Annotated in this window: 25 protein-coding genes and 1 tRNA gene; 7 read left to right on the top strand and 19 right to left on the bottom strand. The window is 72.7% G+C overall.

Annotation, left to right across the window (positions count from 1 at the left end; translation table 11 throughout):
- Nucleotides 1-147: 147 nt before the first annotated feature.
- On the top strand, nucleotides 148-1,443 hold the full coding sequence (locus ACF08B_RS07050) for an MFS transporter (protein ID WP_392316437.1): 1,296 nt from the start codon (nucleotides 148-150) through the stop codon (nucleotides 1,441-1,443).
- Nucleotides 1,444-1,475: 32 nt separating this feature from the next.
- On the opposite strand, the gene ACF08B_RS07055 is transcribed toward ACF08B_RS07050, so the two are convergent.
- The 3 genes from ACF08B_RS07055 to ACF08B_RS07065 all read right to left on the bottom strand — a co-directional run bounded on the left by ACF08B_RS07055 (nucleotide 1,476) and on the right by ACF08B_RS07065 (nucleotide 2,821).
- Nucleotides 1,476-1,973: a phosphoribosyltransferase gene (locus tag ACF08B_RS07055; protein WP_392316438.1), complete on the bottom strand. Its 498-nt coding sequence runs from the start codon at nucleotides 1,971-1,973 to the stop codon at nucleotides 1,476-1,478.
- Between the two features lie 13 nt (nucleotides 1,974-1,986).
- The gene (gene dcd, locus ACF08B_RS07060; RefSeq protein ID WP_093476110.1) at nucleotides 1,987-2,562 is read right to left on the bottom strand and encodes a dCTP deaminase; all 576 of its coding nucleotides are present in this window, start codon (nucleotides 2,560-2,562) and stop codon (nucleotides 1,987-1,989) included.
- 100 nt (nucleotides 2,563-2,662) lie between these two features.
- The gene (locus ACF08B_RS07065) at nucleotides 2,663-2,821 is read right to left on the bottom strand and encodes a hypothetical protein (RefSeq protein ID WP_392316439.1); all 159 of its coding nucleotides are present in this window, start codon (nucleotides 2,819-2,821) and stop codon (nucleotides 2,663-2,665) included.
- Between the two features lie 283 nt (nucleotides 2,822-3,104).
- Here ACF08B_RS07065 and ACF08B_RS07070 point away from each other — a divergent pair.
- A tRNA-Gly gene (locus ACF08B_RS07070) sits at nucleotides 3,105-3,178 on the top strand.
- Nucleotides 3,179-3,535: 357 nt separating this feature from the next.
- On the opposite strand, the gene ACF08B_RS07075 is transcribed toward ACF08B_RS07070, so the two are convergent.
- Both ACF08B_RS07075 and ACF08B_RS07080 read right to left on the bottom strand, forming a co-directional pair.
- On the bottom strand, nucleotides 3,536-4,603 hold the full coding sequence (locus tag ACF08B_RS07075) for a MerR family transcriptional regulator (RefSeq protein ID WP_392316694.1): 1,068 nt from the start codon (nucleotides 4,601-4,603) through the stop codon (nucleotides 3,536-3,538).
- 144 nt (nucleotides 4,604-4,747) lie between these two features.
- Entirely contained in the window at nucleotides 4,748-5,551 is an 804-nt protein-coding gene (locus tag ACF08B_RS07080; protein ID WP_392316440.1) for a calcium-binding protein, read from the bottom strand.
- Nucleotides 5,552-5,903: 352 nt separating this feature from the next.
- On the opposite strand from ACF08B_RS07080, the gene ACF08B_RS07085 reads away from it, so the two are divergent.
- The gene (locus ACF08B_RS07085; protein ID WP_392316441.1) at nucleotides 5,904-6,452 is read left to right on the top strand and encodes a DUF1062 domain-containing protein; all 549 of its coding nucleotides are present in this window, start codon (nucleotides 5,904-5,906) and stop codon (nucleotides 6,450-6,452) included.
- A gap of 69 nt (nucleotides 6,453-6,521) precedes the next feature.
- Here the strand turns inward: ACF08B_RS07085 and ACF08B_RS07090 are convergent, their stop codons facing one another.
- From ACF08B_RS07090 to sigJ, 3 genes are all read right to left on the bottom strand, one after another.
- Nucleotides 6,522-7,058: a DUF1877 family protein gene (locus tag ACF08B_RS07090; protein WP_093696969.1), complete on the bottom strand. Its 537-nt coding sequence runs from the start codon at nucleotides 7,056-7,058 to the stop codon at nucleotides 6,522-6,524.
- 50 nt (nucleotides 7,059-7,108) lie between these two features.
- A complete protein-coding gene (locus ACF08B_RS07095; protein ID WP_392316442.1) occupies nucleotides 7,109-8,317 on the bottom strand; it encodes an NAD(P)/FAD-dependent oxidoreductase in 1,209 nt (402 codons plus the stop codon).
- 93 nt (nucleotides 8,318-8,410) lie between these two features.
- Nucleotides 8,411-9,355 (bottom strand): RNA polymerase sigma factor SigJ, encoded by a 945-nt coding sequence (gene sigJ, locus ACF08B_RS07100; protein ID WP_392316443.1) that lies wholly within the window; start codon nucleotides 9,353-9,355, stop codon nucleotides 8,411-8,413.
- Between the two features lie 223 nt (nucleotides 9,356-9,578).
- On the opposite strand from sigJ, the gene ACF08B_RS07105 reads away from it, so the two are divergent.
- Nucleotides 9,579-9,899 (top strand): GYD domain-containing protein, encoded by a 321-nt coding sequence (locus ACF08B_RS07105; RefSeq protein ID WP_392316444.1) that lies wholly within the window; start codon nucleotides 9,579-9,581, stop codon nucleotides 9,897-9,899.
- 23 nt (nucleotides 9,900-9,922) lie between these two features.
- Here the strand turns inward: ACF08B_RS07105 and ACF08B_RS07110 are convergent, their stop codons facing one another.
- The 3 genes from ACF08B_RS07110 to ACF08B_RS07120 all read right to left on the bottom strand — a co-directional run bounded on the left by ACF08B_RS07110 (nucleotide 9,923) and on the right by ACF08B_RS07120 (nucleotide 12,183).
- Entirely contained in the window at nucleotides 9,923-10,366 is a 444-nt protein-coding gene (locus ACF08B_RS07110; protein WP_392316445.1) for a VOC family protein, read from the bottom strand.
- A gap of 60 nt (nucleotides 10,367-10,426) precedes the next feature.
- Complete coding sequence (locus ACF08B_RS07115) at nucleotides 10,427-10,900, bottom strand: ATP-binding protein (RefSeq protein WP_392316446.1); 474 nt, start codon at nucleotides 10,898-10,900, stop codon at nucleotides 10,427-10,429.
- Nucleotides 10,901-11,070: 170 nt separating this feature from the next.
- Nucleotides 11,071-12,183 (bottom strand): PP2C family protein-serine/threonine phosphatase, encoded by a 1,113-nt coding sequence (locus ACF08B_RS07120; RefSeq protein WP_392316695.1) that lies wholly within the window; start codon nucleotides 12,181-12,183, stop codon nucleotides 11,071-11,073.
- A gap of 222 nt (nucleotides 12,184-12,405) precedes the next feature.
- Here ACF08B_RS07120 and ACF08B_RS07125 point away from each other — a divergent pair, with 222 nt between their 5' ends.
- Complete coding sequence (locus tag ACF08B_RS07125; RefSeq protein ID WP_392316447.1) at nucleotides 12,406-13,134, top strand: hypothetical protein; 729 nt, start codon at nucleotides 12,406-12,408, stop codon at nucleotides 13,132-13,134.
- 34 nt (nucleotides 13,135-13,168) lie between these two features.
- Here ACF08B_RS07125 and ACF08B_RS07130 read toward each other — a convergent pair whose 3' ends face one another.
- Entirely contained in the window at nucleotides 13,169-13,945 is a 777-nt protein-coding gene (locus ACF08B_RS07130) for a VOC family protein (RefSeq protein ID WP_392316448.1), read from the bottom strand.
- A gap of 294 nt (nucleotides 13,946-14,239) precedes the next feature.
- On the opposite strand from ACF08B_RS07130, the gene ACF08B_RS07135 reads away from it, so the two are divergent.
- A complete protein-coding gene (locus ACF08B_RS07135; protein ID WP_392316449.1) occupies nucleotides 14,240-15,157 on the top strand; it encodes a hypothetical protein in 918 nt (305 codons plus the stop codon).
- A gap of 30 nt (nucleotides 15,158-15,187) precedes the next feature.
- Here ACF08B_RS07135 and ACF08B_RS07140 read toward each other — a convergent pair whose 3' ends face one another.
- From ACF08B_RS07140 to ACF08B_RS07165, 6 genes are all read right to left on the bottom strand, one after another.
- The gene (locus ACF08B_RS07140) at nucleotides 15,188-16,789 is read right to left on the bottom strand and encodes a serine/threonine-protein kinase (protein ID WP_392316450.1); all 1,602 of its coding nucleotides are present in this window, start codon (nucleotides 16,787-16,789) and stop codon (nucleotides 15,188-15,190) included.
- Between the two features lie 227 nt (nucleotides 16,790-17,016).
- On the bottom strand, nucleotides 17,017-17,973 hold the full coding sequence (locus ACF08B_RS07145) for an MIP/aquaporin family protein (RefSeq protein ID WP_073887579.1): 957 nt from the start codon (nucleotides 17,971-17,973) through the stop codon (nucleotides 17,017-17,019).
- 84 nt (nucleotides 17,974-18,057) lie between these two features.
- Nucleotides 18,058-18,723 carry an SDR family NAD(P)-dependent oxidoreductase gene (locus tag ACF08B_RS07150; protein ID WP_392316451.1) on the bottom strand — a complete coding sequence of 222 codons (666 nt, stop codon included), beginning with the start codon at nucleotides 18,721-18,723 and terminating at the stop codon, nucleotides 18,058-18,060.
- Nucleotides 18,724-18,777: 54 nt separating this feature from the next.
- Nucleotides 18,778-19,491, bottom strand: a complete 714-nt coding sequence (locus ACF08B_RS07155) for a DUF4328 domain-containing protein (protein ID WP_392316452.1) — start codon at nucleotides 19,489-19,491, stop codon at nucleotides 18,778-18,780.
- Between the two features lie 60 nt (nucleotides 19,492-19,551).
- On the bottom strand, nucleotides 19,552-20,160 hold the full coding sequence (locus tag ACF08B_RS07160) for a DJ-1/PfpI family protein (protein ID WP_392316453.1): 609 nt from the start codon (nucleotides 20,158-20,160) through the stop codon (nucleotides 19,552-19,554).
- A 118-nt stretch (nucleotides 20,161-20,278) separates the two neighbouring features.
- A complete protein-coding gene (locus ACF08B_RS07165) occupies nucleotides 20,279-20,965 on the bottom strand; it encodes a DUF6445 family protein (protein WP_392316454.1) in 687 nt (228 codons plus the stop codon).
- A 276-nt stretch (nucleotides 20,966-21,241) separates the two neighbouring features.
- Here ACF08B_RS07165 and ACF08B_RS07170 point away from each other — a divergent pair, with 276 nt between their 5' ends.
- Nucleotides 21,242-21,982 carry a DUF4142 domain-containing protein gene (locus tag ACF08B_RS07170; RefSeq protein WP_392316696.1) on the top strand — a complete coding sequence of 247 codons (741 nt, stop codon included), beginning with the start codon at nucleotides 21,242-21,244 and terminating at the stop codon, nucleotides 21,980-21,982.
- Between the two features lie 105 nt (nucleotides 21,983-22,087).
- Here ACF08B_RS07170 and ACF08B_RS07175 read toward each other — a convergent pair whose 3' ends face one another.
- Nucleotides 22,088-23,734 (bottom strand): alpha-amylase family glycosyl hydrolase, encoded by a 1,647-nt coding sequence (locus tag ACF08B_RS07175; protein WP_392316455.1) that lies wholly within the window; start codon nucleotides 23,732-23,734, stop codon nucleotides 22,088-22,090.
- Nucleotides 23,735-23,784: the final 50 nt, after the last annotated feature.

The following is a 23,784-nucleotide window of genomic DNA, read 5'->3' on the forward strand; positions in this document are numbered from 1 at the left end:
GTGGGCCGGGCGGGATCGCGAGTCCGCGTCCACCGCGGCGAGGGCCGATCGGCCGACGGAACGGAGGCCGGGGCCGGACTACGTTCGGATCAGTGCACCGCCCGCCCCACCGACCGTTCCCGCCCCCGAGCCCGCCAGGAAGACCCCATGCAGTCTGCGCTCTCCCCCTACCGGCGAATATTCGACGCCCCCGGGAGCCTGGCCTTCTCCACCGCCGGGTTCATCGCGCGCCTGCCGAAGTCCATGCAGAGCGTCGGCGTCGTCGCCATGCTGTCCGCGGCCCACGGCCACTACGCCCTCGCCGGCGCGGTGGCGGCCACCATCGCGCTGTCGACCTCGGTCATCGGACCGCAGGTGAGCCGGCTCGTGGACCGGTTCGGACAGCGCCGGGTGATGCTGACGGCGTCCGGCGTCACCGTCGTCGCGATGAGCACGCTGGTGCTCTGCGTCTACCTGGACGCCCCGGCCTGGACCCTGTTCCCGAGCGCCGCCGTCGCCGGGTGCATGCCCAGCATGAGCTCGCTTGTCCGCGCCCGCTGGGCCCACATCTACGGGGGCTCACCGATGCTGCACCCCGCCTACTCGTTCGAGTCGGTGCTGACCCAGATCAGCTTCGTCGTCGGGCCGCCGCTCGCCGCGGCCCTGTCCACGACCCTCTTCCCCGAGGCCGGGCCCGCCCTGACCACGCTGCTCCTCGCCGTCGGGACCGTACTGCTCGCGGCCCAGCGCCGTACCGAGCCGCCGCTGCGCGCGCCCCGGCAGCGCAAGGAAGCCCGGGGTTCCGTGCTGCGCTGCCGCGGACTGGGCATCCTGGTCCTCACCTACGTGGGCGTGGGCGCGATCCTCGGCTCGCTCGAGGTGGTCACCGTCGCCTTCGCCGACCATCTGCACCACAAGGCGCTGTCCGGCGTGGTGCTGGGCGTGTACGCGCTCGGTTCGTGCATCGCCGGACTCGTCTTCGGCACGCTGACCCTGCGCGGCCCCCTGTCCCGGCGCTACCTCGCCGGGGTGGTGGTCATGGCGCTGAGCATGCTGCCGCTGCTGTTCGTGACGAACCTCGTGGTCCTGGCAGCGGCCCTGTTCGTCGCCGGGATGCTGCTCTCGCCGACCATGATTACCACGACGCTGCTGGTGCAGCGCATCGTCCCCGCGGCGCGGCTGACGGAGGGGATGACCTGGACCGTCACCGGACTCGCCGTCGGCGCGGCCTGCGGCTCCGCGATCGCCAGCACGGTGGTGGAACGCTCCGGCGCCGCGGCCGGATACGGGGTGACCGTCATCGCGGCACTGCTCGCCGCGGCCACCGCCCTGGGCGGGGCCCGCAGGCTCCGCCGGGCGCTCACGCAGGCACGGACGGCACCCGCGGGCCCGGCTCAGCCGGCATCCCCGGTGCTCCGGCCGCAGGCGAACCACGCCATGACGCCGGCGCAGTCGCGTGGGTGAGCGTCGCGTGGGCCCGCCCGGCCCACACCGGATCAGGCGTCGAGCACCTGTCCGGCGCGCTGCACCACGGGAGGCAAAACGCTCCACGGGAAGTTGATCCACTCATCGGTGCGCTTCCAGACGTACTCGCACTTCACGAGGGAGTGGGACTTCTCGTAGATCACCGCGGAGCGGACCTCGGCGACGGTGTCGAGGCAGAAGTCGCGCACGAGCTTGAGCGTCTTGCCGGTGTCGGCGACGTCGTCGGTGATCAGCACCTTCTTGTCGGAGAAGTCGATCACGTTGGGGACGGGCGCCAGCATGACCGGCATCTCCAGCGTGGTGCCCACACCGGTGTAGAACTCGACGTTCACGAGGTGGATGTTCTTGCAGTCCAGGGCGTACGCGAGCCCGCCCGCGACGAACACCCCGCCACGGGCGATGCTGAGCACGATGTCCGGCTCGTACCCGTCGTCGGCGATGGTCTGCGCCAGCTCGCGCACGGCGGTGCCGAACCGCTCGTACGTCAGGTTCTCCCGTACGTCACTCATGTGGTCGTCGCCCTCACACCTGGGTCCGATGGAAGTTCATGAAGGACCGCGAGGCGGTCGGCCCGCGCTGCCCCTGGTACCGCGAGCCGTACCGCTCGCTGCCGTACGGGAACTCGGCGGGCGAGGTCAGCCGGAACAGGCACAGCTGCCCGATCTTCATACCCGGCCACAGCTTGATGGGGAGGGTGGCGAGGTTGGACAGCTCCAGCGTCACGTGCCCGCTGAAGCCCGGGTCGATGAACCCGGCGGTGGAGTGCGTGACGAGTCCCAGCCGGCCGAGCGAGCTCTTGCCCTCGAGACGCGAGGCGAGATCGTCGGGAAGCGTGATCACTTCGTACGTGGAGGCGAGCACGAACTCGCCGGGGTGCAGGATGAACGGCTCGTCGCCCTCGGGCTCGACGAGCCGGGTGAGGTCCGCCTGCTCGACCGCGGGGTCGATGTGCGGGTACCGGTGGTTCTCGAACACCCGGAAGAAACGGTCCAGCCGTACATCGACGCTCGACGGCTGCACCATGGATTCGTCAAAGGGATCGATCCGCACCCGCCCGGCGTCGATCTCGGCCCGGATGTCCTTGTCTGAGAGAAGCACGTAGCGAGGATACGCAAGGCGCGCGGGGCCCCGACAATCGTGAGGACCCGCGCGCCAGATGTTGTTGCACGGTGTTGCCGCGCCACTACGTTCCGTGCGGCTACCGCTTCTCCAGGGTGACCGGCACGACGCTGCGCAGCCGGGCACATCGTGGACACCTCAGCAGCCGGCCGGGGCCGAGCCGATCGGCCTGCTGCATCGGGAACGAAGCGGTGCTGAAGACGTGCCCGTCCGCGCAGCGGACGACGGTGCGTTCCATCAAGTCCCTTATGTCCCTTCCCCAAGACCCTCGTCGGACTTGCTCAACTGTCCGACGGCAAAAGCCACATTACGGGATCAAAGAGACGACTCTCCAGGCGGCACTCCGACCGCACCCGGACCCTCTCCCACCCCTCCACGGTACGCCCCAACTCCGGGCGCCCGCAGCCGGTTACCCCTCTCGCGGCGACTCACTCCACCGGGGACCGGGCACCGCGGGTCCGTGATGATGTACAGTGAGCGAGCGTCCGGACATCGGGTCCCTCGGGACATGTCCGACTTACGCGGGTGTAGTTTAATGGTAGAACATCAGCTTCCCAAGCTGAGAGCGCGAGTTCGATTCTCGTCACCCGCTCCATGAAGAAGGCCCAGGTCGGAGACCGGGGCCTTTTTGCTGTGCGGGGTGGTCAGTGGCGGCGCACCGTATGCGCACGGGAGTGCACTGCCGTTCCGGGCAGGCCGGTGACGACGTGGTGATGTTCACCAGCCGGCCAGCCGGCGGCAGGGCACGGAGCCGGGGTTCCCCTCGGCTGAACCGAGGATCGCCCCCGGCCATGGCTTCCGGCAGGTCGCGCAGTACCGCACCGGTCCCTTAACCGGGGCAGGGGTTCCGGGCGGCGGTTCCACTACGCTCTGCGCGGCCTGCGGCAGATGTCCTGAGGTCTGCCGAAGCCGCGCCCGACGGCCGGGCGGGCCGGGTCGGGTGCGGGGCCCGTCAGTCGTCCATGCGGACCGGCATCAGGAGCGAGAAGGTGTCCTCGTCGTCGGGGCGGCGGATCGTGATCGGCGTCGTGGGGGTGTCGATCTCGAGGATCAGTCGGTCCCGGGCCCCGGCGGCCAGCGCGTCCAGCAGGAACTCCCGGTTGACGGCGACACGGTTGGGGTCCGCGTCGTCGTCCGTGCAAAGGGTCGCCGTGCCGCCGTCCTCCACCCTGAGCACGCTGAGGTCGGGCGCTCCGGCCCCTTCGGAACGGACGGGGCCGGTCTCCACGGCCTTCCGGAAGGCCGCCACCTCGACGACGGCGCGGCGCCCCGCGACCCGGGGGAGGAGACGGCGGTGGTCGGGGAAGTCGTGGTCGAGGCACGGACCGGCCGCCTGCCTGTCCCCCGCCTCCAGCGTCACGCGATCACCGTCGACGGACAGCCGCACGGGTCCCTCGCCGTCCAGCAGCGCCCGCATCGCGTCGACGAGCGGGGTGGGCACGACGACCTGCACGCGGCTCCCTCCGTGCCCGGCGATTCCGGTCCGCGCGACAGCCATGCGGTACCGGTCGGTCGCCACGACGTGCAGTCCGTCGCCCTCGATGTCGAACAGGACCCCGGCGAGCATCGGCAGTTCGGGGGCGGTACTCGCCGCGAAACGGACCGCGTCCAGCGCGGCTGCCAACTCGGGTGCGGCGCTGGACAGCCGGACGGTGTCGATGCGGAGCGACGTCATGGCATTCTCCCGGTGATCGAGTAGAGCTCGGAGCGCGGAGAACTCGCCGCGGGCGTCGGACAGTCCCTGTTCGAGACGGCACAGGTGCGCCTGGAGCAGCTTTCGGACCAGGTCGGTGTCCGCGCCGGACCAGCCCGCCAGCACCAGCCTGATGTCCGGCAGCGGCATTCCGGCACGGCGCAAGCGGGCGAGCACCCGGGCCTCCTCGAGCTGCTCGGGTGCGTACCAGCGGTAGCCGCTCACGGGATCCACCCAGGCCGGGACCAGCACACCGGCACGGTCGTAGAAGCGCAGGGCGCTCACGCCCAGACCGCTGTCGCGGGCCGTCTCGCCGATGCCGTACATGTCGTTCTCCACACCCGGAACTCTGGGCCCTGTACAAGGTCGAGGGTCAACCCCGCCCGGCAGCAGGACTCGTCGCGGCGGAGAACCCCACGCCCCAGGGGAAACCCCCGGGTCGGGGGCCCGGGGGTTCGAGTGCCGTGCGGGCTACCGCACGTCCACGAAGTCTCCCGTCGCCTTGGCGGCCGGGGTGGTGGAGGTGCCGGCGAAGTTCCAGCGCCAGTAGCCGTCCTCGGACGCGGGGAGCGTGGTCGTCAGGGTGCCGGTGCTGGAGGTGTACACGGTCTTGACGGTCGTGTAGGTCGTGGTGCCGGCCTTGCGGAACTGGAGCTTGACCGGCTGCTTGGTGTAACCGAAGTAGTCGAGGTTGTTCCAGTCGGCCCGGGTGAGCTTGCCGGTGACGGTGAGGGTCTTGCCCTTGGCGACCGGCTCGGGGCCCGCGTTCACGGTGAGTCTGGAGTCCCGCTGCAGACGGGTCGTGGTGTAGCTCGCCGACTGCGTCCAGCTGTCGTCGCCGGCCACCCCCTGCACGCTGACCTTCCAGGTGCCGGCGTGGGCGTTGGTGAGCGCGGTGCCGCCGTACTTCCAGTCCGGTTCGAGGGAGAACGTCTGCGAACAGGTGGAGGTGGTGGCACTCGAGGCGACGCAGTCCGCATGGGAGTAGTACTCGTTCGACACGATGCGGTCGTCGTAGGTCTCGTAGGGGTTCGCACCGTCCGGTCCACGCCACAGGACGAAGTCCGCGTCCTGAACGCCCGACGGATGGGTGAAGGTCCCGGAAACCGTGATCGTCCTGGAGTCGAGACCGACGACGATGTTCTTGCCGCCGTCGAAGGTGACGTTGCCGATCTGGACGTCGGTCCCGGTCTCGTCACCGTAGGCGCCGGGGGTGGCGAGGCCGGCCAGCGCGGCGACGGTACCGAACAGGGCAAAGGCAGCGCGTCTGCGCATGCGGCTCCTTCACAGAGGGAAGAGGGGGAACCCGCCGAGCGCGAGCGGCGGGGTGTGACGTGGGCACAGCCGTCACACAGGCCGCCCCCCCACCCAGCGCACCTGTGTGCTCAGACGTCACACACGACGGCAGCCGGAAGCCGGCCGAAGGCGGCGAACGGCCTTCGTGCTGTGAAATCCGGTGGCCCGGCGTCGCCGTCCACAACTACCGTGCTGCCGACCGACGTTGTCCAGGCGAGGACGTGCCGTTGTACACCCTGTGAGAACCCCCGAGCGCTGATCTGTCGCGCGTCGCACCTGTGCGACGCGCTGCTTCCTGCTGCGGACTTCTCACTGGAAACGGTGTACTTCTGTGCTCAGTACCTGGGTGGTCACGCCCACCTGCCTGCCGCTCGTCCTCCGCCGCTGCCACACGTGCGCGTCGGACCGCTTCCGGGCGGACGGCAAGTTCCGTGTCAACGCGCACCACAAACTCGTCGACGTCTGGCTCCTCGTGCTCTGCGCCCTGTGCGCGCAGACCGCGAAGCTCACGGTCCTGGAGCGCACGAACGTGCGCTCCGTACGGCCCGAGCTGCTCGACCGGTTCCATGCCAACGACCCCGCCCTGGCGGCCGAACTGCTCCAGGACCCGGTGGTGCGGCGCCGCAATCGTGTCGCCCTCGACTGGGACGGCGCCTGGCGCCTCGACACCGGCGGATCGGAGCACCTGGACCGCGAGGTGATCGAGGTCTCGGTCCGCTTCGCGGCGCGGATCCCCGTCCGGCCGGTACGGCTGATCGCCGAAGGGTGCGGTCTGGCGCGGTCGGAGGTGGCGAGGCTGGCCGAGGAGGGGAAACTCGTCTCGGCCGTGCGGCTGAGCGGGCGGAGCTGCGGCGACTTCGACTTCACGCTGAAGCGCTGATCCGCCTCCCGGGCGACGGCGGGCCGCGGCGTTCGATCAGGACGACGGGACGAACGTCCGCCGGAGTGCTCATCGCCGTGGCCCGGCGTCCTCCGGGTCGCCCGGACCGCCGTCGCCCGGGAGCCACTTGACCACCGCGTCGCCGCTGTCCGCCGTCCGGGTGTAGAAGGCCCTCAGCTCCTGGTGCGCGGAGGCGAAGGCACCCCATGTCTCGGACTCCGCGCTCACGCCGCCGTAGCGCGGGAGGAGTTCTCCGCGGGCGAAGTCCCAGAGCGCGTCGAAGTCGGCCGTCGTCAGGAACTCGGCGACCCGGCGGGCCTGGGCCGCCGTCAGCACCCGGAGGGGAGAGCTGTGGCGGCCGGGCCGGAACACGGGGCGGCCGCCGAGCACCACCTGGGTCTGGGGCCGGTTCTCGGCGCGGTACGGGGGAGCGCCCGCGTAGATGCGCTCCTGGTCCAGGTAGCGCCGGCCCGGTGTCTCCCCGCGCGGACGGCCGGCTCGGTACCGGACCGTCCCCGCGTCTGTCTCGAAAAGCCGTTCCAGCCAGGTCGCGCTGTTGCGCAGGGCCGGAGGCGGCACCGCTCGCAGACGGAGGTACGCACTCATGCCCGTTGCAGCGCGCGGGGGCACCGAAGTATCACCCCGGGGCCGGCGGGTCAGGCCGTCGCCTCCGCCGACGCCTCCGCCGTGGTGACCGTCTCCAGCGGCTGCCGTACGACACGGCGGCGGCGGGCCGGGAGCGGGTTGGCCACGGCCCAGGCCGCGCCCTTGCAGACCAGTTCCTTGTAGAGGGCGGCCGTCCGGCCCGTGAGGGCGGCCCGGACGGCGCGGTCGTCGGCGGTGACGTACTGGATCAGGCCCTCCTTGCGGCCCAGCGAGATGCACTGGTTGAAGTAGCGCAGCGGCACGTTCGGGAGCTTTCCGCCGGTGAGGCGGGCCGCGATGGCGTCGGCGGCCTGCCATGCCATGGGCGTGCCGGACGCGCAGGACATGCGCAGCGGCTTGTCGCCGGGGCCCATCGCCAGGGCGGCGTCGCCGACGGCGTACACGTCGGGGTGCGAGACCGAGCGCATGGTCCGGTCGACCAGGATCTGCCCGGCGTCGGTGACTTCCAGGGTGGTGGCGCGGGCGATCGGGTGGACGGCGAAGCCGGTGGTCCACACGGTGACCGCGGCGGGGATCGCCCCGCCCTCCGCGGTGGTGACGCGGTCCGCCTCGACGGCGGTGACGGCGGCGTGCTCGTGCGCGGTGATGCCGAGCCTGCCGAAGACCTTCCGCAGGTGCCGGCGGCCCTTGGGCGAGAGCCAGTCGCCGAGGGCGCCACGGGCGGCGAGCGCGACGTCGAGGTCCGGGCGGGCCTCGGCGATCTCGGTCGCGGCCTCCAGACCGGTGAGACCGCCGCCGACCACGACCACGGGCTGCCCGGCGGCCAGGCCGGCCAGGCGCTCGCGCAGCCGGAGCGCTCCGGGGCGGCCGGCGATCTCGTGGGCGTGCTCGGCGGTTCCGGGGACGCCCTGGTCGTGCCAGCCGCTGCCGAGGGCGTAGACGAGGGTGTCGTACGCCAACTCCGTCCCGGCGCCGGTGCCGTGGGTGTCGTGGAGGGTGACGGTCCTGCGGTCGACGTCGACGGCGGTCACCTTCGCGAGCCGCAGTTCGACGCCGGTGCCGGCGAACATCTCGCCGAACGGCCGGGGCCGCAGCTCCTGGCCGGTCGCGAGCTGGTGCATCCGGACGCGCTCGACGAAGTCGGGTTCGGCGTTGACGAGCGTGATGGCGACGTCCTCGCGGTGCAGCCGCTTGGCGAGGCGCCCGGCGGCGATGGCTCCGGCGTATCCGGCTCCGAGGACGACGATGCGGTGCTGCATGTCCCTGCTCCTGTCTTCAGCGGATTCCCCCCTTGAACCGGGCGGCCCGCCGATTCCTGACAGGTGCGGGGTGTGAAGCAGGTCACATGGCGGTCAGAAGGCCTTGAACAGGGGTTCTCCGTGGTCGGTGGCCGCCCAGCGGCGCGTCGCGCGGGCGAGCTTGTCGGGGTTGACCTGGTTGCGGAACGCCGCGATGCCCTCGGGGGTGATCTCCAGGCACATGACGCCGACGACGCGGCCGTCGAGGACCGCCACGACGGCGGGCTCGCCGTTGGCGGTCGTGACGTGGACGTCGGGCGAGCCGCCGGTCAGGGCGCGCTTGGCCGCGCCGGGCTTGAACAGGCCCCGCATGAACTTCGCCACCGCGAGGGCGCCCTCGAACGCCTTGGTGCGGGCCGGGATCCTGCCGCCGCCGTCGCCGATCGCGACTGCGTCCTGTGTGAGCAGCCGTACGAGCGGCTCGGTCCTGCCGCTGGTGGCGGCGGCGAGGAACTCGTCGATGATCCGCCGGGCGGCGGCCTCGTCGATCTCGGTGCGGGCCTTGCCGCCCGCCACGTGCTTCTTGGCGCGGTGGAAGATCTGCTGGCTGGCCGCCTCGGTGATGTCCAGGATCTCGGCGATCTCCCGGTGCGGGTAGTCGAAGGCCTCCCGCAGCACGTACACCGCCCGCTCGTTGGGGGACACCCGCTCCAGTACGGCCATGACGGCGTACGAGACCGATTCGCGCTGTTCGGCGGTGTCGGCCGGGCCGAGCATCGGGTCCCCGGCGAGCAGCGGCTCGGGGAGCCACTGGCCCACGTAGGTCTCGCGCCGCGCACGGGCCGAAGTGAGCTGGTTGAGGCAGAGGTTGGTGAGCACCTTGGTCAGCCAGGCCTCGGGGACCTCGATGCGGTCGGTGTCGGCGGCCTGCCAGCGCAGGAACGTCTCCTGCGCCGCGTCCTCGGCCTCGCTCGCGGAGCCGAGGAGGCGGTAGGCGATGGCCTCCAGGCGGGGCCTGGCGGTCTCGAACCGGTCCACGTCCTTCATGGTCAGCGCCATGGCCCGGATCCTAGCCCCCGTGGCACGCGGCGGCCTCGGCCGGCCGGGGGCCCGGCGGGGACGGCGGCACCTGCGCAGCCCCCGGACGCGGGTACCGGCGCGTGCGCCGTCCGCGGAAGGTGCGGCGTCCGACGGGTGAATACCGCCGCTTCCCCGGCACCGGCCGCCCCGGCCGCGGGAAGGCCACTACGCGTACCGGTCCCGACGGGCAGGAAGCATTGCCATGCCGAAGTTCCTCATCCAGGCCAGTTACACACCGGAGGGCGTCCGGGGCCTGCTCCGGGAGGGAGCGAGCGGCCGTCGCGCGGCCGTCGAACGGGTCGTCACGGGCCTCGGCGGGCGGGTCGAGTCCATGTACTTCGCCTTCGGTGCGGACGACGTCGTCCTCGTCGTCGACTTCCCCGACCCGGTGTCCATGGCCGCCGTCAGCCTCGCCGTGAAGGCGAGCGGCGGACTCAGTACCCGGGCCACTTTGCTGCTCACGCTCGACGAGGTCGACGAGGCAGCCCGCAGGCAGGTCGACTTCCGCCCGCCCGGCGGCTGACCCCGGAGAACCGGGAGCGGGGCTCACCCCCCGGACGCGTCGGTGCCGGGCACGGTCGGCGTCGGGCCCGTCGCCGTCTGCTCGCGCGCCCCGGGAAGGAGCGGCTCGAACAGTTCGACGGGGTTGCCGGAGGGGTCGTCGAGCAGCACCTGCCTGCCTCCGACGCCGGTGACGATCCCGCCGCGGAACCGCACGCCGGCCCGGCGCAGCCGGTCGGCCTCGGCCTCGATGCCGGAGACCTCCAACGAGATGCGGTTCCAGCCACCGGGACGGGGCAGGGTGCCGTCCGGCAGGGGCGCGCCACCGCCGGGGCCGCCGCCGGGCCTGCTCAGCAGGAGCCGCAGATCGCCCCGGGCGAGCATGGCGAACGCGGGCGCCGGGTGCATGACCACACGGAACCCCAGGTGCTCGCGGTAGAAAGCGAGGGCCGCGTCGACGTCGTCGACGATGTAGCGGACCGTGGCCATGGCGTGCCTTCCGGAGATGCGGGTCGATGCCCCCCTCGACGGTGTGGCACCGGGGCCCGGTCAGGTGTCCGGCGTCCGCCCCGTCACGTCTCCCCCGGGGTCGTCCGCGAGCATCACCGACACCGTGGTCCGTTTGCCGACGGGCTCCCGGTGCACGTCGAAGCCCTGGCACACGGCCATCACGATCTCGAGGCCGTGCTGCCCCACCCGGCCGGGGTCGCCCGTAGTGGCCACCGGCAGGACGGGCACACTGTCCCAGACCGTGATGTCGACGGCGCTTCCGGAGATCTCCAGATCGACCAGGCAGGGGCCGGGCGCGTGCTTGCAGGCGTTGGTCACCAGTTCGCTCACCACCAGCAGGGTCACGCCCATCGCCCGGTCCGAGACCGGGATGCCGTGTTCGGCCTGGACGCGGGTCAGGAAGGCGCGGGCCAGGTCGCGAGCCCGGGCTATGTCCGTGGACACGCCCTCGTAGACCGCCGACGACATCAGGAAGTCGGCAGACTCCAGCCCTGTGCGGGCGAACTCGTCCATGCCAACCGCCCTCTGCCTGAGCGCCTGATCCCGTTCTGGTCGTCTACCCGTCCCATCCGGTTGATACCGGTTGGGACGTGACAGTTTTTCCGCCCTGGGGTGTGTGGGGCGGGAGCGGCGGGCGGGACGGGGGTCTCGTACCGGCGGGAAAGGCGCGGGGCGCGGCCCGGCTATCTGCCGGGCAGGTGCGGATGGCGGCCCCGGTGGCCGGTGGACGCGCGGCACAGGGCGATGACCGCCGCGTCGTCGTCCAGACGGCCGCCGACGTGGGCGAGAAGATCCCGCCGGACGCAGTGCAGCAGCTTCTCGGGACCGCTGCCGGCCCACTGGACGATGCGTTCCGCGAGCGGATAGAAGGCGCCGGCGGCGTTCCGGGCCTCGATGACGCCGTCGGTGTAGAGCAGCAGGGTGTCCCCGGGCTGGAAGGAGAACACGTCGACGGCGAACTCCGCGGGCCCCGGCCCCCTGACGCCGAGCGGCAGCGCGGGGTGCACGGGGACCGTGACGGCGCTGCCGTGGCTGAGCAGCAGCGGCGGCGGATGCCCGCAGCTGATGACCCGCGTGACGTGGTCCGCCTCGGGGACCTCGACCAGCAGCGCGGTGGCGAACCGTTCCCCCGCTTCCTCCTCGGGCTCCAGGCCGGCGAGGTTCCGGGTCATGCTCTGTTCCAGGGCCATGGCGAGTTTCTGCAGGTCGTCGTGCTGGTGGGCGGCCTCGCGGAACGCTCCGATCAGCAGGGCGGCCTCCCCGATGGCGGTCAGGCCCTTGCCCCGTACGTCACCGATCATGACGCGCACGCCGTTGTCGGTGGAGGTGGCGGCGTAGAGGTCGCCGCCGATCTGCGCCTCGTCCTCGGCCGCCAGATACAGGCAGGCGATCCTCAGGGGGCCGATCTGCTCCGGCAGCGGCCACAGCAGGACGTGCTGGGTGGCCTCGGCGACGGAGCGCACACGGGCCAGCTGGTGACGGTGGCGCTCGCGCATCACGCAGAAGAACACGATGAGGGCCGACAGCACCGCCAGGGCGAGGATCTGCACCAGCACGTTGCGCGTGAACAGCACGTCGAAGTGCCAGCCGATGTACGCCTGCGCCCCCACCGCCAGGAAGCCGACCAGCCCGGTCAGCCAGGGTCCGGCGAAGGAGGCGGTGATGGCGGGGGCGATCACCAGCAGCGGACCCAGGTGGATGTCCGCCGGGACCAGCTGGTCCACCACGGTGATCACGACGATGAGCACGATCGGGATCACCAGCAGCGCGTGTCTGCGCTGCCACTGCGGCTCCATACGGTCCCGTATTCGCCGAATGTCCACGTATCCCACCCTGCACCGTCTTGGACGGTGTCTCTACCGGTGCCCGGCGTACGCACCCGCCCGGCGGACGCGCACGGCGGTCGACGTGATCAAGGTCATGTCCGTGTACCGCGCATTCAGGACAACCATTTTCGGACTTCACCCGTCACCTGTGCGTACCGAATCCCATGCCCTCCCCCGCTCGCAAGGACCCCGATGCGTCTCTCCTCCCCCGCCCTCAAGGTGCTCGCCGTCGCCACGCTCCCGCTGGCCCTGGCCGCCTGCTCCTCCGGTTCCGGCACGTCCTCCTCCGACAGCGCCCCGTCCGCGAAATCGGCCGCGCCCAAGTCCCCGGCCGCCGAGCTGCCGACGGGTACCGAACTGAAGAAGGCCCTGGCGCCCGCGTCGTACTTCCCGTCCGGTTTCGCCGTGGACGCCGGTTTCAGCCGGGACACCGGGGACGACTTCCAGCCGCAGACCACCAAGAGCGCCGCCAAGCCGCGCTGCGCCGACCTCGGCGCCACCGGCTGGATCGGGCTGACCGGCATCGACGGGGTGTCGTTCGCGCAGAACTCGTACGTCAACGACGCCCGGACCACCGAACTCGACCAGGAGATCGACGCCTACCGCGACTCGGCCGCCGCGGACGTGATGAAGGGCCTGGCGAAGGTCGTCACCGCCTGCCCCGGCTACCCGGACTCCGACGTCGGCGGCAAGGTGAAGGTCACCGGTGCCCCGACGGGCGGCCTCGGCGACGAGGCGTACACCATCACGCTCACCAATCCGGCCTGGGAGAACGGCACCACGCTGGTCGCCGCCCGCGTGGGCACCGCCGTCGTCAGCGTGCTCTCCACGGAGGGCGACGACAACGGCGCCGCGAGCGGGAAGAAGCTGACCGCCCACATCGTGGCGTCCCTCGAGAAGCAGGGCACGCAGCAGGGCTGACGGAACGCCGGCGGCGCGGCGGGGCCGGCGGGGCTCAGGCCGCCTGGCGCGGATCCGGCCTGAGCACGGCGAACACCGCCCCGGCCGGATCGGTCAGCCAGGCGATGCGGCCGACGTCCGGGACGGTCGCCGCCGGCATCAGCACCGTCCCGCCGTTGCCCTCCACGGCGGCCACGAGGGCGTCGACGTCGGCGACGGCGAAGTACGGCACCCAGCGCGCGTCCTCCTGGCCGGCCTGGAGCGGGGCCACGCCCCCGAAGGCGCCCTCCTGCCGGTCGCCCTCCTCGATGCTGAGCACCTGGTACGTCATCCCGGGCGCCCGCATCTCCTCGGCCCGCCAGCCGAACAGGCCGCGGTAGAAGGCGATCGCCGCCGCCGGGTCGCCCACGTGCAGCTCGACCCAGACCAGCGTGTCGTCCTCGGAGGCCTTCTCCAGGCCCTGCCGGGAGTGCAGTACGGCGAACTGCGCGCCCTGCGGGTCGGTGAACTGGGCCATGGACGCCTCGCCCATGTTCACCGGTTCGGCACGGACCGTGCCGCCGCCGGACGCCACGTCACGCGCGGTCGCCGCGGCGTCCTCGGTGCTGAAGTACGTCATCCACGCGGACCGGGCGCCCTCCTCGGTCAGCGGTCCGAGGCCGGCCACGGTCGCGCCGTCCTTCTGGAAGAAGCCGTAACCGCCGCCCTCCGGGCCGGCCGAGGCGAACCGCCAGCCGAAGACGGCGCCGTAGAAGGCGGCGGCCGCGTCCGGGTCCGGGCTGCCCAGGTCGATCCAGATGGGCGAGCCGGTGCGGAATTCTGTGCCGAGCATGCGTTTCCTCCTGCCGGTCCGGTGCGGAGCCGCCCGCCACTATGCCGACCGGCGGGGCGCGGTGCGGTGCGTCGGCCCGTACGACCCGGCGGGTTCACCCGGCCGGGGAAGGCCGTGCGGGCCCGGCCGACCGGACACGGGAGCCCGGAGAATCTGCGCAGGAGTGCCACACGGGCTGCACACAGACTTTCGAAAGGATCGTTAGCGTGACTGGTCGCTCGATCTCCTGACGAGCGTGACCAGGCCGTGGCCCCGGGTGGGGCCGACGGCGCAGTCCACCCAGGAAGACCGCGCATGGACTACTGCTCCTCGTGCCGCCGGCACCTCAACGGCGCCCTGGTGTGTCCCGGATGCGGCGCGTACGCCCCCGACATCGCACCGCCCCTCACCGACCGGGCCGTCCGCACCGACGGCCTCGCCGGTCCGGCCCGGCACACGGGCGGCTTCGAGGCGCGTTACGCCGGCCCGCCGGCCGAGGACACGGCACACCGGGACGCCTTCGGCGCAGGGGTCTTCGAGCCGTCGCCGGACACCGGCGCGGCACCGGTGGCCGCTCTCGCGTCCGAAGCCGGTGTCGCGGCCGCGTACGAGGCCGATGTCGAGGACGCGCCCAGCGCGCCGGCCACGCCGAACGGACGGGCGGCCCGGCGACGGCAGTTGGCCCGCTGGAAGAAGAGCAAGCGCCGGGCGGCGGTCGCGACGGCGTTCGCGATCGTCGGCGGCGGTCTGACCCTCGCCACGATGGACCGGAACTCCGGCGACCGGGCGCAGGCCGCCACCGCGCCGGACCACCGGAGCATGGGCGTGGCCGACGAACAGTCGGTCGACCCCACCAGCCCGGCGTCCACGCCCCCCGCCCCGCACCGGCCGGACCGCGCCGCCACTCCCACCGCGCACCCGCCGGCCACCGACGCGCCGCGCGAGCAGACCCTGTCCGCCGCGCCCCGCACCGCTGTGCGGGACAGCCGGCCGCAGGCCGCCGAGGCGCCGCGGGCGGTCGTGCACGACGCCCCGCAGCCGCGCTCCGCACCGCGGTCCGACGCCGGTACGGCCTCCGACGGCACGACCGCGGCACCGGCACCGGCATCGACCCCCGCCACCTCCACCGGCGGCTCCACCGGCGGCACGGACTCCGGCACCCCCGCGACGGCCCCGGCCCCGGCCTCGACCTCGCCCACGCAGCTCTGCCTCGTCCTGCTCTGCATCGGCTGACCGGCCGCGGCACCCGGTCGGGTGCCGCCGCTAGGAGGTCCGGGTCAGCGTCTTCGGCGATCCCTCGGCCTGCGCGCCCTCGGCGTCCAGGGTGAGGGTGCCGGACCCGCTCATGCCGAGGCTGTAGACGTTCCCGCGGCCGCACAGCACGCCGGACGACGGATCCGTGGGTTTGCCCGTGGCGGCCTCGAACACCATGGAGTCACGGTGGACCTCCCGCAGGAGCAGTGTCTCGGTGCAGCCGACCTCCCGGCCGGTACCGGCCTCGCTGATCTGGCTGACCTGCCGCCCGACCAGCTCGCCCCGCTTCGCCGCGTGCAGGGTCAGGGTGACGGAGACACCGCTGGTCGGTGCGTGCAGGACGCCGTCGGCCGCGCCGCTGCCCGGCCCCCTGCCCTTCCAGGTGCCGTACCAGGAGGCGGGCAGGGCGGCGACGGAACCGGAGACGCCGGGGGTGGCTGAGGTCCGGTGCCCGCCGTCCCCGCCCGGGCCGCCGCCCGTGTGCGTGACAACGGCGGCGACGACGGCCACGACCGCGACCGCGAAGGCGCCGGCCACGGCGGCACGCGACCGCGCACGGTGGAGGGGAGCGGGGCCGGGGTACGGGTGCCCGGCCGGAGCCGGCACCGGGACGGGCGGCCCGAAGCCGGCCGGCGCCGAAGTGGCCGGCGCGGTCGCGACCGGCATCCCGTCCACGGCCGCCGGTGCCCCTCCCGGGACCGGGGGACGCACGGGTGGACGCTCCAGCGCCTCCCGCAACTCCGCTTCCCGGCGCTCCAGTTCGGGCTCCAGGCCGGCCGGCGGGGAGTCCGCCCAGCGGGTGCCGCCGAGCCGGTCGAGGAGTTCCCCGGCGGTGGGCCGTTCGGCGGGCGACTTGTGCAGACAGGCGGTCAGCAGCCCGGCCAGGGCGGGCGGTACGGCGGACAGGTCGGGGCGTTCGTGCACGACCCGGTACAGCAGCCCGGCCGCCGAGGGGTCCTCACCGGGGTGCAGGAAGGGCCCCGCGCCGGTCGCCGCGTACACCAGGACCCCGCCGAGCGCGAAGACGTCACCGGGCTCGGCCGAGACGCCGCCGGTGATCTGCTCCGGCGCGAGGTAACCGGGTGAGCCGATGACTCCGCCCGTGCGGGTGTGTCGTGTGTCGTCGACCGCGCGGGCGATGCCGAAGTCGATGAGCCGCGGGTGGTGCCGGGCGAGCAGCACGTTGGACGGCTTGACGTCCCGGTGGACGAGCCCCGCCCGGTGCACCGCCCGCAACGCGTCGGCGAGTTCGGCACCGAGCGCCCGCAGCGCGGGCTCGGGCAGCGGTCCGTGGCGCCGCACCCACTCCGCGAGGGAGGGAGCGGCGACGTACTCCGTGGCCAGCCACTGGGGCCGCTGCCCGGGCGGGCTGAAGTCCACGACGGAGACGGTCCACGGCGAGCGCACGCGGTCGCTGCTGGCGATCTCCCGGGCGAAGCGCTGCTCGAAGCCCGGGTCGTCGCCGAACTCGGCACGCACCGTCTTGAGCGCCAGCGGCCGGCCGGACGGGGTGCGGGAGAGGAAGACCTGCCCCATGCCACCGGCCCCGAGCCGCGCGAGCAGCGGATACCCCCCGACAGCCGCCGGATCACCGGGATCCGGGCTTCTCATCGTCGTCTCCGAACGGCCCCCGCCGCCGACGTTCGCATGGGCTCACCCTACCCACGGCCCCCGCACCCCGGTCGGCCCGCTGGGAGCGGGGGCGGGCCGGTGCCCGGCTGATCCGTCCGGTCCCGCTCGTCACCGGCCCCGCCCTGGTACCGCACCGTCGCGCCAGGGCGGGCCCGTGTCCGCTCGTCCGTGTCCGTCGCCCGGGACCGCCCGGGGGCCGGACGGGATCAGAACTCCTCGTCCTCGTCGACCGACTTCACCGGGCGGGACCGGCCCGGCTCGGGGAGGCGGGCCATCTCGTCGCGGACGACCAGCACGTCACCGATGAACAGGTCGTAGACCAGGATGCCGATGACACCGCCGATCAGCGGCCCGACGATCGGGATCCACCAGTAGGCGCTGAACGCGCCGGAGACACTCCCTGGGAACGCCAGGCTGTCCCAGCCCGCCGCGTAGGTGAACAGGCGCGGCCCAAGGTCACGGGCGGGGTTGATGGCGTAGCCCGCGTTCGCGCCGTACGACATGCCGATCGCGGCGACGATGAAGCCCACGATGAGCGGCGCGAGGTTGGCCTTGACGGCCTGGTTGCGGATGTCGAGGACGGCGGCGATCCCCATCAGCAGGAAGGCCGTACCGGCGATCTGGTCGATCAGGGGCCCCCAGACGCCGCCGTGGAAGTACGGGGCCGGGAAGGTCGCGAAGATGGAGAACGTGGCGTTCGTGTGCCCGTTCACCTTCGGTCCCTGGACGGTGGCGTCGAAGGCGTCGATCGCGTTGTGGTAGACGAGGTAGACCAGTGCCGCGCCGGTGAACGCGCCGATGACCTGCGAGAGGATGAACGGCACGACCTTGGCCCAGGAGAAGCCGCGGCGCACGGCCATGGCGAGGGTCACCGCCGGATTGAGATGGGCGCCGCTGACGCCGCCGGCGACGTACACGCCGAGCATGACGGCCAGGGCCCAGCCCCAGGTGATCAGCAGCCAGTCACCGGCCGCCAGGAAGATCGTGGTCGTGGTCGCGGCACGGCCGGAGCCGGGCAGCGCGGCGACCGCCATGGCGACCACGCCACAGCCGAAGGAGATGAGGACGAAGGTCCCGAGGAACTCCGCCAGGCACTCGCCCAGCAGCCCTCCCCGGCTTCTGAGCCGGGACGGCTTGATGAGCGAAGGGATTTCGACAGCCATTGAGGCCCCCTTGAAGAGAGCAATGCGGCCAATATGGACCATATTGGCCCACAAACTCACTCCACGCAGGATGACAGGGCTGCGTCAGCCGTCGAGATCGTCCGCGTAGTGCCGGAAGCCGTGCCGGTCCTGGTGCATGCCCCACAGGGTCTCCGCGAGCACCACGGGGTCCTTGCGGGCGTGTCCGGCCACGATCGCGCCGGGGATCACCAGCTGGGCGACGTGGATGCCCTCGCCCGCCAGCCGGTCGTGGAGCAGATGCCCGTAGGCGCTCTCCGCGGCGAAGGCGATCGAGGTGCCGGCCCGCTCGGGGTGCGGTACGGCGGCGCTGCCCCCGTTGACGAACAGGATGGTCCCGCGCCCGAGCCGGCGCATTCCGGGGAGCACCTGCTGCACGGCGGCGACGGGTCCGTAGACGGAGAACTCGATCGGCCCCACGAGGTCCCGGTGTCCGGTGTCCAGCACGGGCCGCATGAAGTCGCGGTGCGGGACGGGGCTGTACTGCAGCACCTCCACGGTGCCGAGCGCGCGGTCGGCGGCGTCCAGGGCCGCGACCAGTTCCTCCGGCCTGCGCACGTCGGCCGGGAACCCGTGCGCGGTGACGCCCTCGGCCGCGAGGCCGCCGACGAGCTCGTCCAGCCGCCGCCGGTCACGGGCGACGAGGGCGACGTCGTACCCCTCCCGCCCGAACCGGCGTGCGACGGCGGCCCCCAGTCCGGGCCCGGCCCCGACGATCGCGATGCTGCTCATGCCCAGCATCCGTACCGCGCCGGGTCCGGCCGCACACCCGGTCGGCGCCTGCGGCTACGCCGGGGCCGGGGTGCCGGCGGCCGAGGCGGACGGGACCGTCCGGGCGGCTCGGATGCGGGCCTCCTGGGAGCGGCTGACGGCGAGGACCGCGAACACGCCGGCGACGGCGGCGCCGATCACGGCCGCGTCACTCGCGAGCAGCGGCCAGACCTCGGTGTAGGCGCGGGCGATGAGCTCGTCGGTGGTGTCGCGGGCCACGATGCCGACGCCGCTGACCATGCCGATCAGCCACAGCCCCCACCACACCTCGACGGAGACGGGCACCTTCCGGCCGGGCTCGCCGGCCCGGAACGCGTCGACGACGATGCCCCGCGGGAACCAGAAGCTGACGAGCGGGAAGAACCATCCGAGGACCACCCAGATCCCGAGGTAGCGGGGCGGCTGCCCCGACAGGGCGCGCGCGTTGTCCCGCAGCAGCCACAGCCAGGACACGAAGAGCAGCCCGCAGACGACGACGGCACCACCGGCGAGTGAGCTGACGGCGTGGTACGAGTTCTCCAGCGCGTTGAGCGGCCGGTGCACGCCCTCGCCCTGGTCCGGCGGTCCGGAGGCCGGCTCCCCGGCCAGGGAGAGCCGGAACTCCCACACGGCCCGCACCACCCAGGCGGCCCCGGCGAGCAGCAGTCCCCCGACCGCCAGCCGCGCCGACGGCCGGACCGGCCGGAAGGCGGGGAGCTGAGCAGCCTGCTTGTTCACATGTTCGGTCACCGGGTCATCCTCACCCGCCCGCGGCCGGGGCCACCAGGGTGAGCCTCACCACGGGCCGCCTCAGCGCAGGGCGGTCCGGCCCATGTCGACGGCACGCAGGGCGCGCTCCACCGTCTCGTCGTTCTCGCCGACGGGGGCGACGTAGTCCAGGACGTCCCGCGCGGCGTCCGTCCCGAGCGTCCGGTCGATCACCCAGGCGGCGAGGTACTGCGACGCCAGGCAGCCGCCCGCGGTGGCGATGTTCCCCTCCGAGTGGAACGGCGCGTCCAGCACGGTGACGCCCCGGGCCTCGACGAAGGGCCGGCTCGTCCGGTCCGTGCAGGCGGGCATGCCGTTCAGCAGCCCCAGCCGGGCGAGCACGAGCGCGCCGGAGCACTGGGCGCCGATCAGCTGGCGCGACGGGTCGAGCGGCAGCCGGGAGATCAGCCGGTCGTCGGCGACGACGTCCCGGGTCCGCACCCCGCTGCCGATCAGCACCACGTCGGCCTCGGTGACGAACTCCATCGGGCGCTGCCCGGTCACCTCGACGCCGTTCATGGAGGTGACCACCGGCGTCGGAGTCGTGACGAAGGCCTCCAGGCCGTCCTTGCGGCACCGGTTGATCAGCGCCGAGGCGATGAAGCTGTCGAGCTCGTTGAACCCGTCGAAGGTGACCACGGCTACCTGCACGGCATCTCCTCGAAGTACGGCGGCGGGGCGCGTCAGTCTTCCAGGGGGGCCGTGCCGGGGTCGCGGGCCAATCGGCGAGCGGTGGCCCGCGGGCGGCCGGCCGGGGGCGCGGCCCGGGTCAGGCCATCCAGAAGAAGACCGCCGTCATGCGCTTCTCCTCCAGCGTCCGGCCGAAGTAGCCGGTCGCGCTGTGCACGAGGTTGGCGTTGTAGAGGAGCAGGCGGTTGTACCGGTGCGGGACGCGGACGTCCTCCTCGAAGGCGTCCGGGCTGACGAAGCGGGTGCCGAGCGCCTCGACGAGGTTGGTGTGGGGGGCCTGGACGACGTTGCCGCCGAGCCGTCCGCCGGGCAGGTGCTGGCGGTAGAAGCTGGTGCCGCAGTCCTTGGGCACGTCCGGGTTGAGGTAGAGCACGGCCGCGTACCGGCACAGCGCCCGCGAGTCGGTGTGCGGGCGGGGTTCGCTCTCGCCCTCGCCGACCACCTGCACGCAGTTGTGGTTGAGGGTGCCGCCGCCGGGCGCCCGCTGCACCCACAGCTCTTTTGCGCCGGTGGCCGACTTCACCAGCCGTTCCACCCGGGCCAGTTCGCCCGGCTCCAGGCCCGGCATGGCCCGCAGGCCCGGCCAGGTCTCGGAGGTGTACGGGTGGCCCTTCACCCAGTCGTCCTTGGCCAGGCACCGCTCCCGTACGGCGTCGACGCCGGGCAGGACGTCGTCCAGCACCCAGTAGTCGCGTCCCTTGGTGGGCTTGCGGTAGGGCAGCACGGGCAGCGCTGCCGGCATCCGGGGAGGTGGCTGCGGGGGCATGCGGCGAATCTAGGCCCGCGTCCGGCCCGGCTCTCCCGGGCAGAGGTCAACATTCCCTCAACCGTTTGCCACCTACACCAACAACTGGCAAGCCCGTTCCGCCGCGACGGACTTCAGCATCTTTTACCTGCGCAACAGAGAAGAATCGCGTCGGCGTCCGTACTGCTGTGCGTCCCACCCGCCCACGCCGCTGCCGTGGGCCGGATCCACGACCGGGCAGGAGGCACGGTGCGCTTTTCGCGGAATACGACGGGAACTCTCTTCGTGGGCGGTGCGATGGCCCTCACCCTCGCGGCACTCGCCTACCCGGGCATGCTCGGTCTGAGCACGACGGCCACCGCGCAGGACCGCATCATCGCCAACACCCAGTGGGGACCGCTCACCGAGCAGGACCGGGACTTCGTGGTGAAAGTGCGGGCGGCCGGGCTGTGGGAGTACCCGCTCGGACAGATCGGCCTGCAGAAGGGCGCCTCCAAGGGGGTCAAGACGGCCAGCGAGCACCTGGTCGACGGGCACGCGGCACTCGACGCCTCCTGCCGCAAGATCGCGCCCATGCTGAACATCACGCTGCCCAACGTGGCGAGTCCGCAGCAGGAGGGCTTCGTCACCCAGCTGAAGGCCGAGACGGGCAAGCAGTTCGACACCGACTTCGCCAACATCCTGCGCATGACGCACGGTTCGATCTTCAACGCCATCGCGAAGATCCGCTCCACGACCAAGAACTCGCTGGTCCGTGCGCTTGCCGACCAGGCGAACGACACGGTGCTGGACCACATGACGGTCATGGAGAAGACCGGTCTGGTCGACTTCGACCAGACCCTCTTCAACCAGACCACGCCGCCGAAGCTGCCCTCCTCCGACCTCACTCCGCCGGCACCGCCCGCGGGCCAGCCGGAGATCGTGCTCACGCCGCCGCCGACCGCCACGTCCACCCCGCTGGACCTGAGCGGCGCCATGGGCGGCGGCGCGAACCCCGGCACCACCCCGGCACCCAACCCCAGCCCGACGGTGGGCTAGGGCCTGTCGTTCGGATCAGGCCCGCCTGACTCACGGCGCCTTGCCGGCCGGCCCGAGCGGGGCGTGCCACGCCCCGCGACGCGGGCATGATCCGAACGGCGGGCCCTAAGCGAGCCAGACCGTGGCGTCCGGTGGCAGGGTCCCGCTGCCGGGCAGCCGCGTGCTGCTCAGCAGGACCTCGCCCGCCGGCAGCGGCACCAGGGCGGTGGTCGTATTGGTGACACAGCGCCAGGCCTCGGTGCGGGTGAAGTCCAGGACCCCGTCGGGGGCGTCGGCCGTCCAGGTCAGCGTCTCCCCCTCCAGCAGCTTGCGGCGCATGCGCAGGGCGGTGCGGTACAGCTCCAGGGTGGAGCCCTCCGTGCCGGCCTGCGCGTCGACGGCGTACGACGCGAAGGACGGTGGCTGCGGCAGCCAGGCGCCGCCGGTCCCGAAGCCGTACGACGGTCCGTCCGTCGTCCACGGCAGCGGCACCCGGCAGCCGTCGCGGCCCTTGCGGACATGGCCGGTCTGCTCCCAGATCGGGTCCCGCAGGACCTCGGTGGGCAGGTCGGCGACCTCGGGCAGGCCCAGCTCCTCACCCTGGTAGAGGTACGACGATCCGGGCAGCGCCAGCATCAGCAGCGTCGCGGCCCGGGCCCGGCGCAGACCGGACTCCGTGTCGATCGCGGGCGCGTTGCCGCCCGACAGCAGCCAGGCTCCCGGGTCGGTGCCGGGCGGCAGCATCAGCCGGGAGGCGTGGCGGACGACGTCGTGGTTGGAGAGCACCCAGGTAGCGGAGGCGCCGACGGCGCGGGCCGCGGCAAGCGACTCCGTGATGATCTGCCGCAGCTCCCCGGCGTCCCAGCCGGTCTCCAGGTACTCGAAGTTGAAGGCCTGGTCGAGTTCGCCGGGGCGGGCGTACAGGGCGCGGCGGCCGCCCGGGACCCAGGCCTCGGCGACGGCGGTGCGCGGCGGGCTGTACGCGTCGAGGACCGTGCGCCAGTCGCGGTAGATCTCGTGCACCTCGTCGCGGTCCCAGTACGGGTGGCTGCCCGGGGCGACGCGCAGCAGGGCCTCCTCGCCGGTGGCGCCGATGCCGCCGATGTCCCGCAGCGGTTCGGCGAGGTCCTTGGCCAGGCCGTGGGCGACGTCGACGCGGAAGCCGTCGACGCCCCGCTCGGACCAGAAGCGCAGGGTGGCCCGGAAGTCGGCGCGGACCTCCTCGTTGCCCCAGTCGAGGTCGGGCTGCTCGGGGGCGAAGAGGTGCAGGTACCACTCGCCGTCCGGGGTGCGCCGCCAGGCGCTGCCCCCGAAGACGGACTGCCAGTCGGTGGGCGGGTGTTCGCCGTGCGGGCCGCGGCCGGGGCGGAAGACGTAGCGGGCCCGGGCCGGGGAGCCGGGGGCGGACCGCAGGGCCTCCTGGAACCAGGGGTGCAGATGGGAGGTGTGGTTGGGGACGAGGTCGACGACGACCTTCAGGCCGAGCCGGTGGGCCTCGCCGACCAGCGCGTCGAAGTCGTCCAGGGTGCCGAGGCGCGGGTCGACGTCCCGGTGGTCGGCGACGTCGTAGCCGCCGTCGGCCAGTTCGGAGGGGTAGAAGGGGCTCAGCCACAGCGCGTCGACGCCGAGCGTGGCGAGGTGGTTCAGGCGCCCGGCGACGCCCCGGAGGTCGCCGAGGCCGTCGCCGTCGGCGTCGGCGAAGCTGCGCGGATAGACCTGGTAGACGACGGCCTGGCGCCACCAGTCGGGGTTCCTGGACGAGAGGTCTGCCATACGGGATCCCTTCGGGAAGGACGACACCAGGGAATCTGTCCTCATTGCCC

Origin of the sequence: Streptomyces sp. NPDC015139 (assembly GCF_043079785.1) — a bacterium.
Lineage (GTDB): Bacteria > Actinomycetota > Actinomycetes > Streptomycetales > Streptomycetaceae > Streptomyces > Streptomyces albidocamelliae.

What these genes read in the sequence shown, in the direction of transcription:
- ACF08B_RS07110 (WP_392316445.1), bottom strand. Translation starts at nt 10,366, where the DNA reads ATGGCCACGGTCCGCTACATCGTCGACGACGTCGACGCGGCCCTCGCT.
- ACF08B_RS07115 (WP_392316446.1), bottom strand. Translation starts at nt 10,900, where the DNA reads ATGGACGAGTTCGCCCGCACAGGGCTGGAGTCTGCCGACTTCCTGATG.
- ACF08B_RS07145 (WP_073887579.1), bottom strand. Translation starts at nt 17,973, where the DNA reads ATGGCTGTCGAAATCCCTTCGCTCATCAAGCCGTCCCGGCTCAGAAGC.
- sigJ (WP_392316443.1), bottom strand. Translation starts at nt 9,355, where the DNA reads ATGGCGCTGACCATGAAGGACGTGGACCGGTTCGAGACCGCCAGGCCC.
- ACF08B_RS07120 (WP_392316695.1), bottom strand. Translation starts at nt 12,183, where the DNA reads ATGGAGCCGCAGTGGCAGCGCAGACACGCGCTGCTGGTGATCCCGATC.
- ACF08B_RS07075 (WP_392316694.1), bottom strand. Translation starts at nt 4,603, where the DNA reads ATGTACGGCATCGGCGAGACGGCCCGCGACAGCGGTCTGGGCGTGAGC.
- ACF08B_RS07080 (WP_392316440.1), bottom strand. Translation starts at nt 5,551, where the DNA reads ATGCGCAGACGCGCTGCCTTTGCCCTGTTCGGTACCGTCGCCGCGCTG.
- ACF08B_RS07170 (WP_392316696.1), top strand. Translation starts at nt 21,242, where the DNA reads ATGGCCCTCACCCTCGCGGCACTCGCCTACCCGGGCATGCTCGGTCTG.
- ACF08B_RS07055 (WP_392316438.1), bottom strand. Translation starts at nt 1,973, where the DNA reads ATGAGTGACGTACGGGAGAACCTGACGTACGAGCGGTTCGGCACCGCC.
- ACF08B_RS07050 (WP_392316437.1), top strand. Translation starts at nt 148, where the DNA reads ATGCAGTCTGCGCTCTCCCCCTACCGGCGAATATTCGACGCCCCCGGG.
- ACF08B_RS07095 (WP_392316442.1), bottom strand. Translation starts at nt 8,317, where the DNA reads ATGCAGCACCGCATCGTCGTCCTCGGAGCCGGATACGCCGGAGCCATC.
- ACF08B_RS07090 (WP_093696969.1), bottom strand. Translation starts at nt 7,058, where the DNA reads ATGAGTGCGTACCTCCGTCTGCGAGCGGTGCCGCCTCCGGCCCTGCGC.
- ACF08B_RS07165 (WP_392316454.1), bottom strand. Translation starts at nt 20,965, where the DNA reads ATGCCCCCGCAGCCACCTCCCCGGATGCCGGCAGCGCTGCCCGTGCTG.
- ACF08B_RS07065 (WP_392316439.1), bottom strand. Translation starts at nt 2,821, where the DNA reads ATGGAACGCACCGTCGTCCGCTGCGCGGACGGGCACGTCTTCAGCACC.
- ACF08B_RS07140 (WP_392316450.1), bottom strand. Translation starts at nt 16,789, where the DNA reads ATGAGAAGCCCGGATCCCGGTGATCCGGCGGCTGTCGGGGGGTATCCG.
- ACF08B_RS07175 (WP_392316455.1), bottom strand. Translation starts at nt 23,734, where the DNA reads ATGGCAGACCTCTCGTCCAGGAACCCCGACTGGTGGCGCCAGGCCGTC.
- ACF08B_RS07105 (WP_392316444.1), top strand. Translation starts at nt 9,579, where the DNA reads ATGCCGAAGTTCCTCATCCAGGCCAGTTACACACCGGAGGGCGTCCGG.
- ACF08B_RS07150 (WP_392316451.1), bottom strand. Translation starts at nt 18,723, where the DNA reads ATGAGCAGCATCGCGATCGTCGGGGCCGGGCCCGGACTGGGGGCCGCC.
- ACF08B_RS07125 (WP_392316447.1), top strand. Translation starts at nt 12,406, where the DNA reads ATGCGTCTCTCCTCCCCCGCCCTCAAGGTGCTCGCCGTCGCCACGCTC.
- ACF08B_RS07130 (WP_392316448.1), bottom strand. Translation starts at nt 13,945, where the DNA reads ATGCTCGGCACAGAATTCCGCACCGGCTCGCCCATCTGGATCGACCTG.
- ACF08B_RS07135 (WP_392316449.1), top strand. Translation starts at nt 14,240, where the DNA reads ATGGACTACTGCTCCTCGTGCCGCCGGCACCTCAACGGCGCCCTGGTG.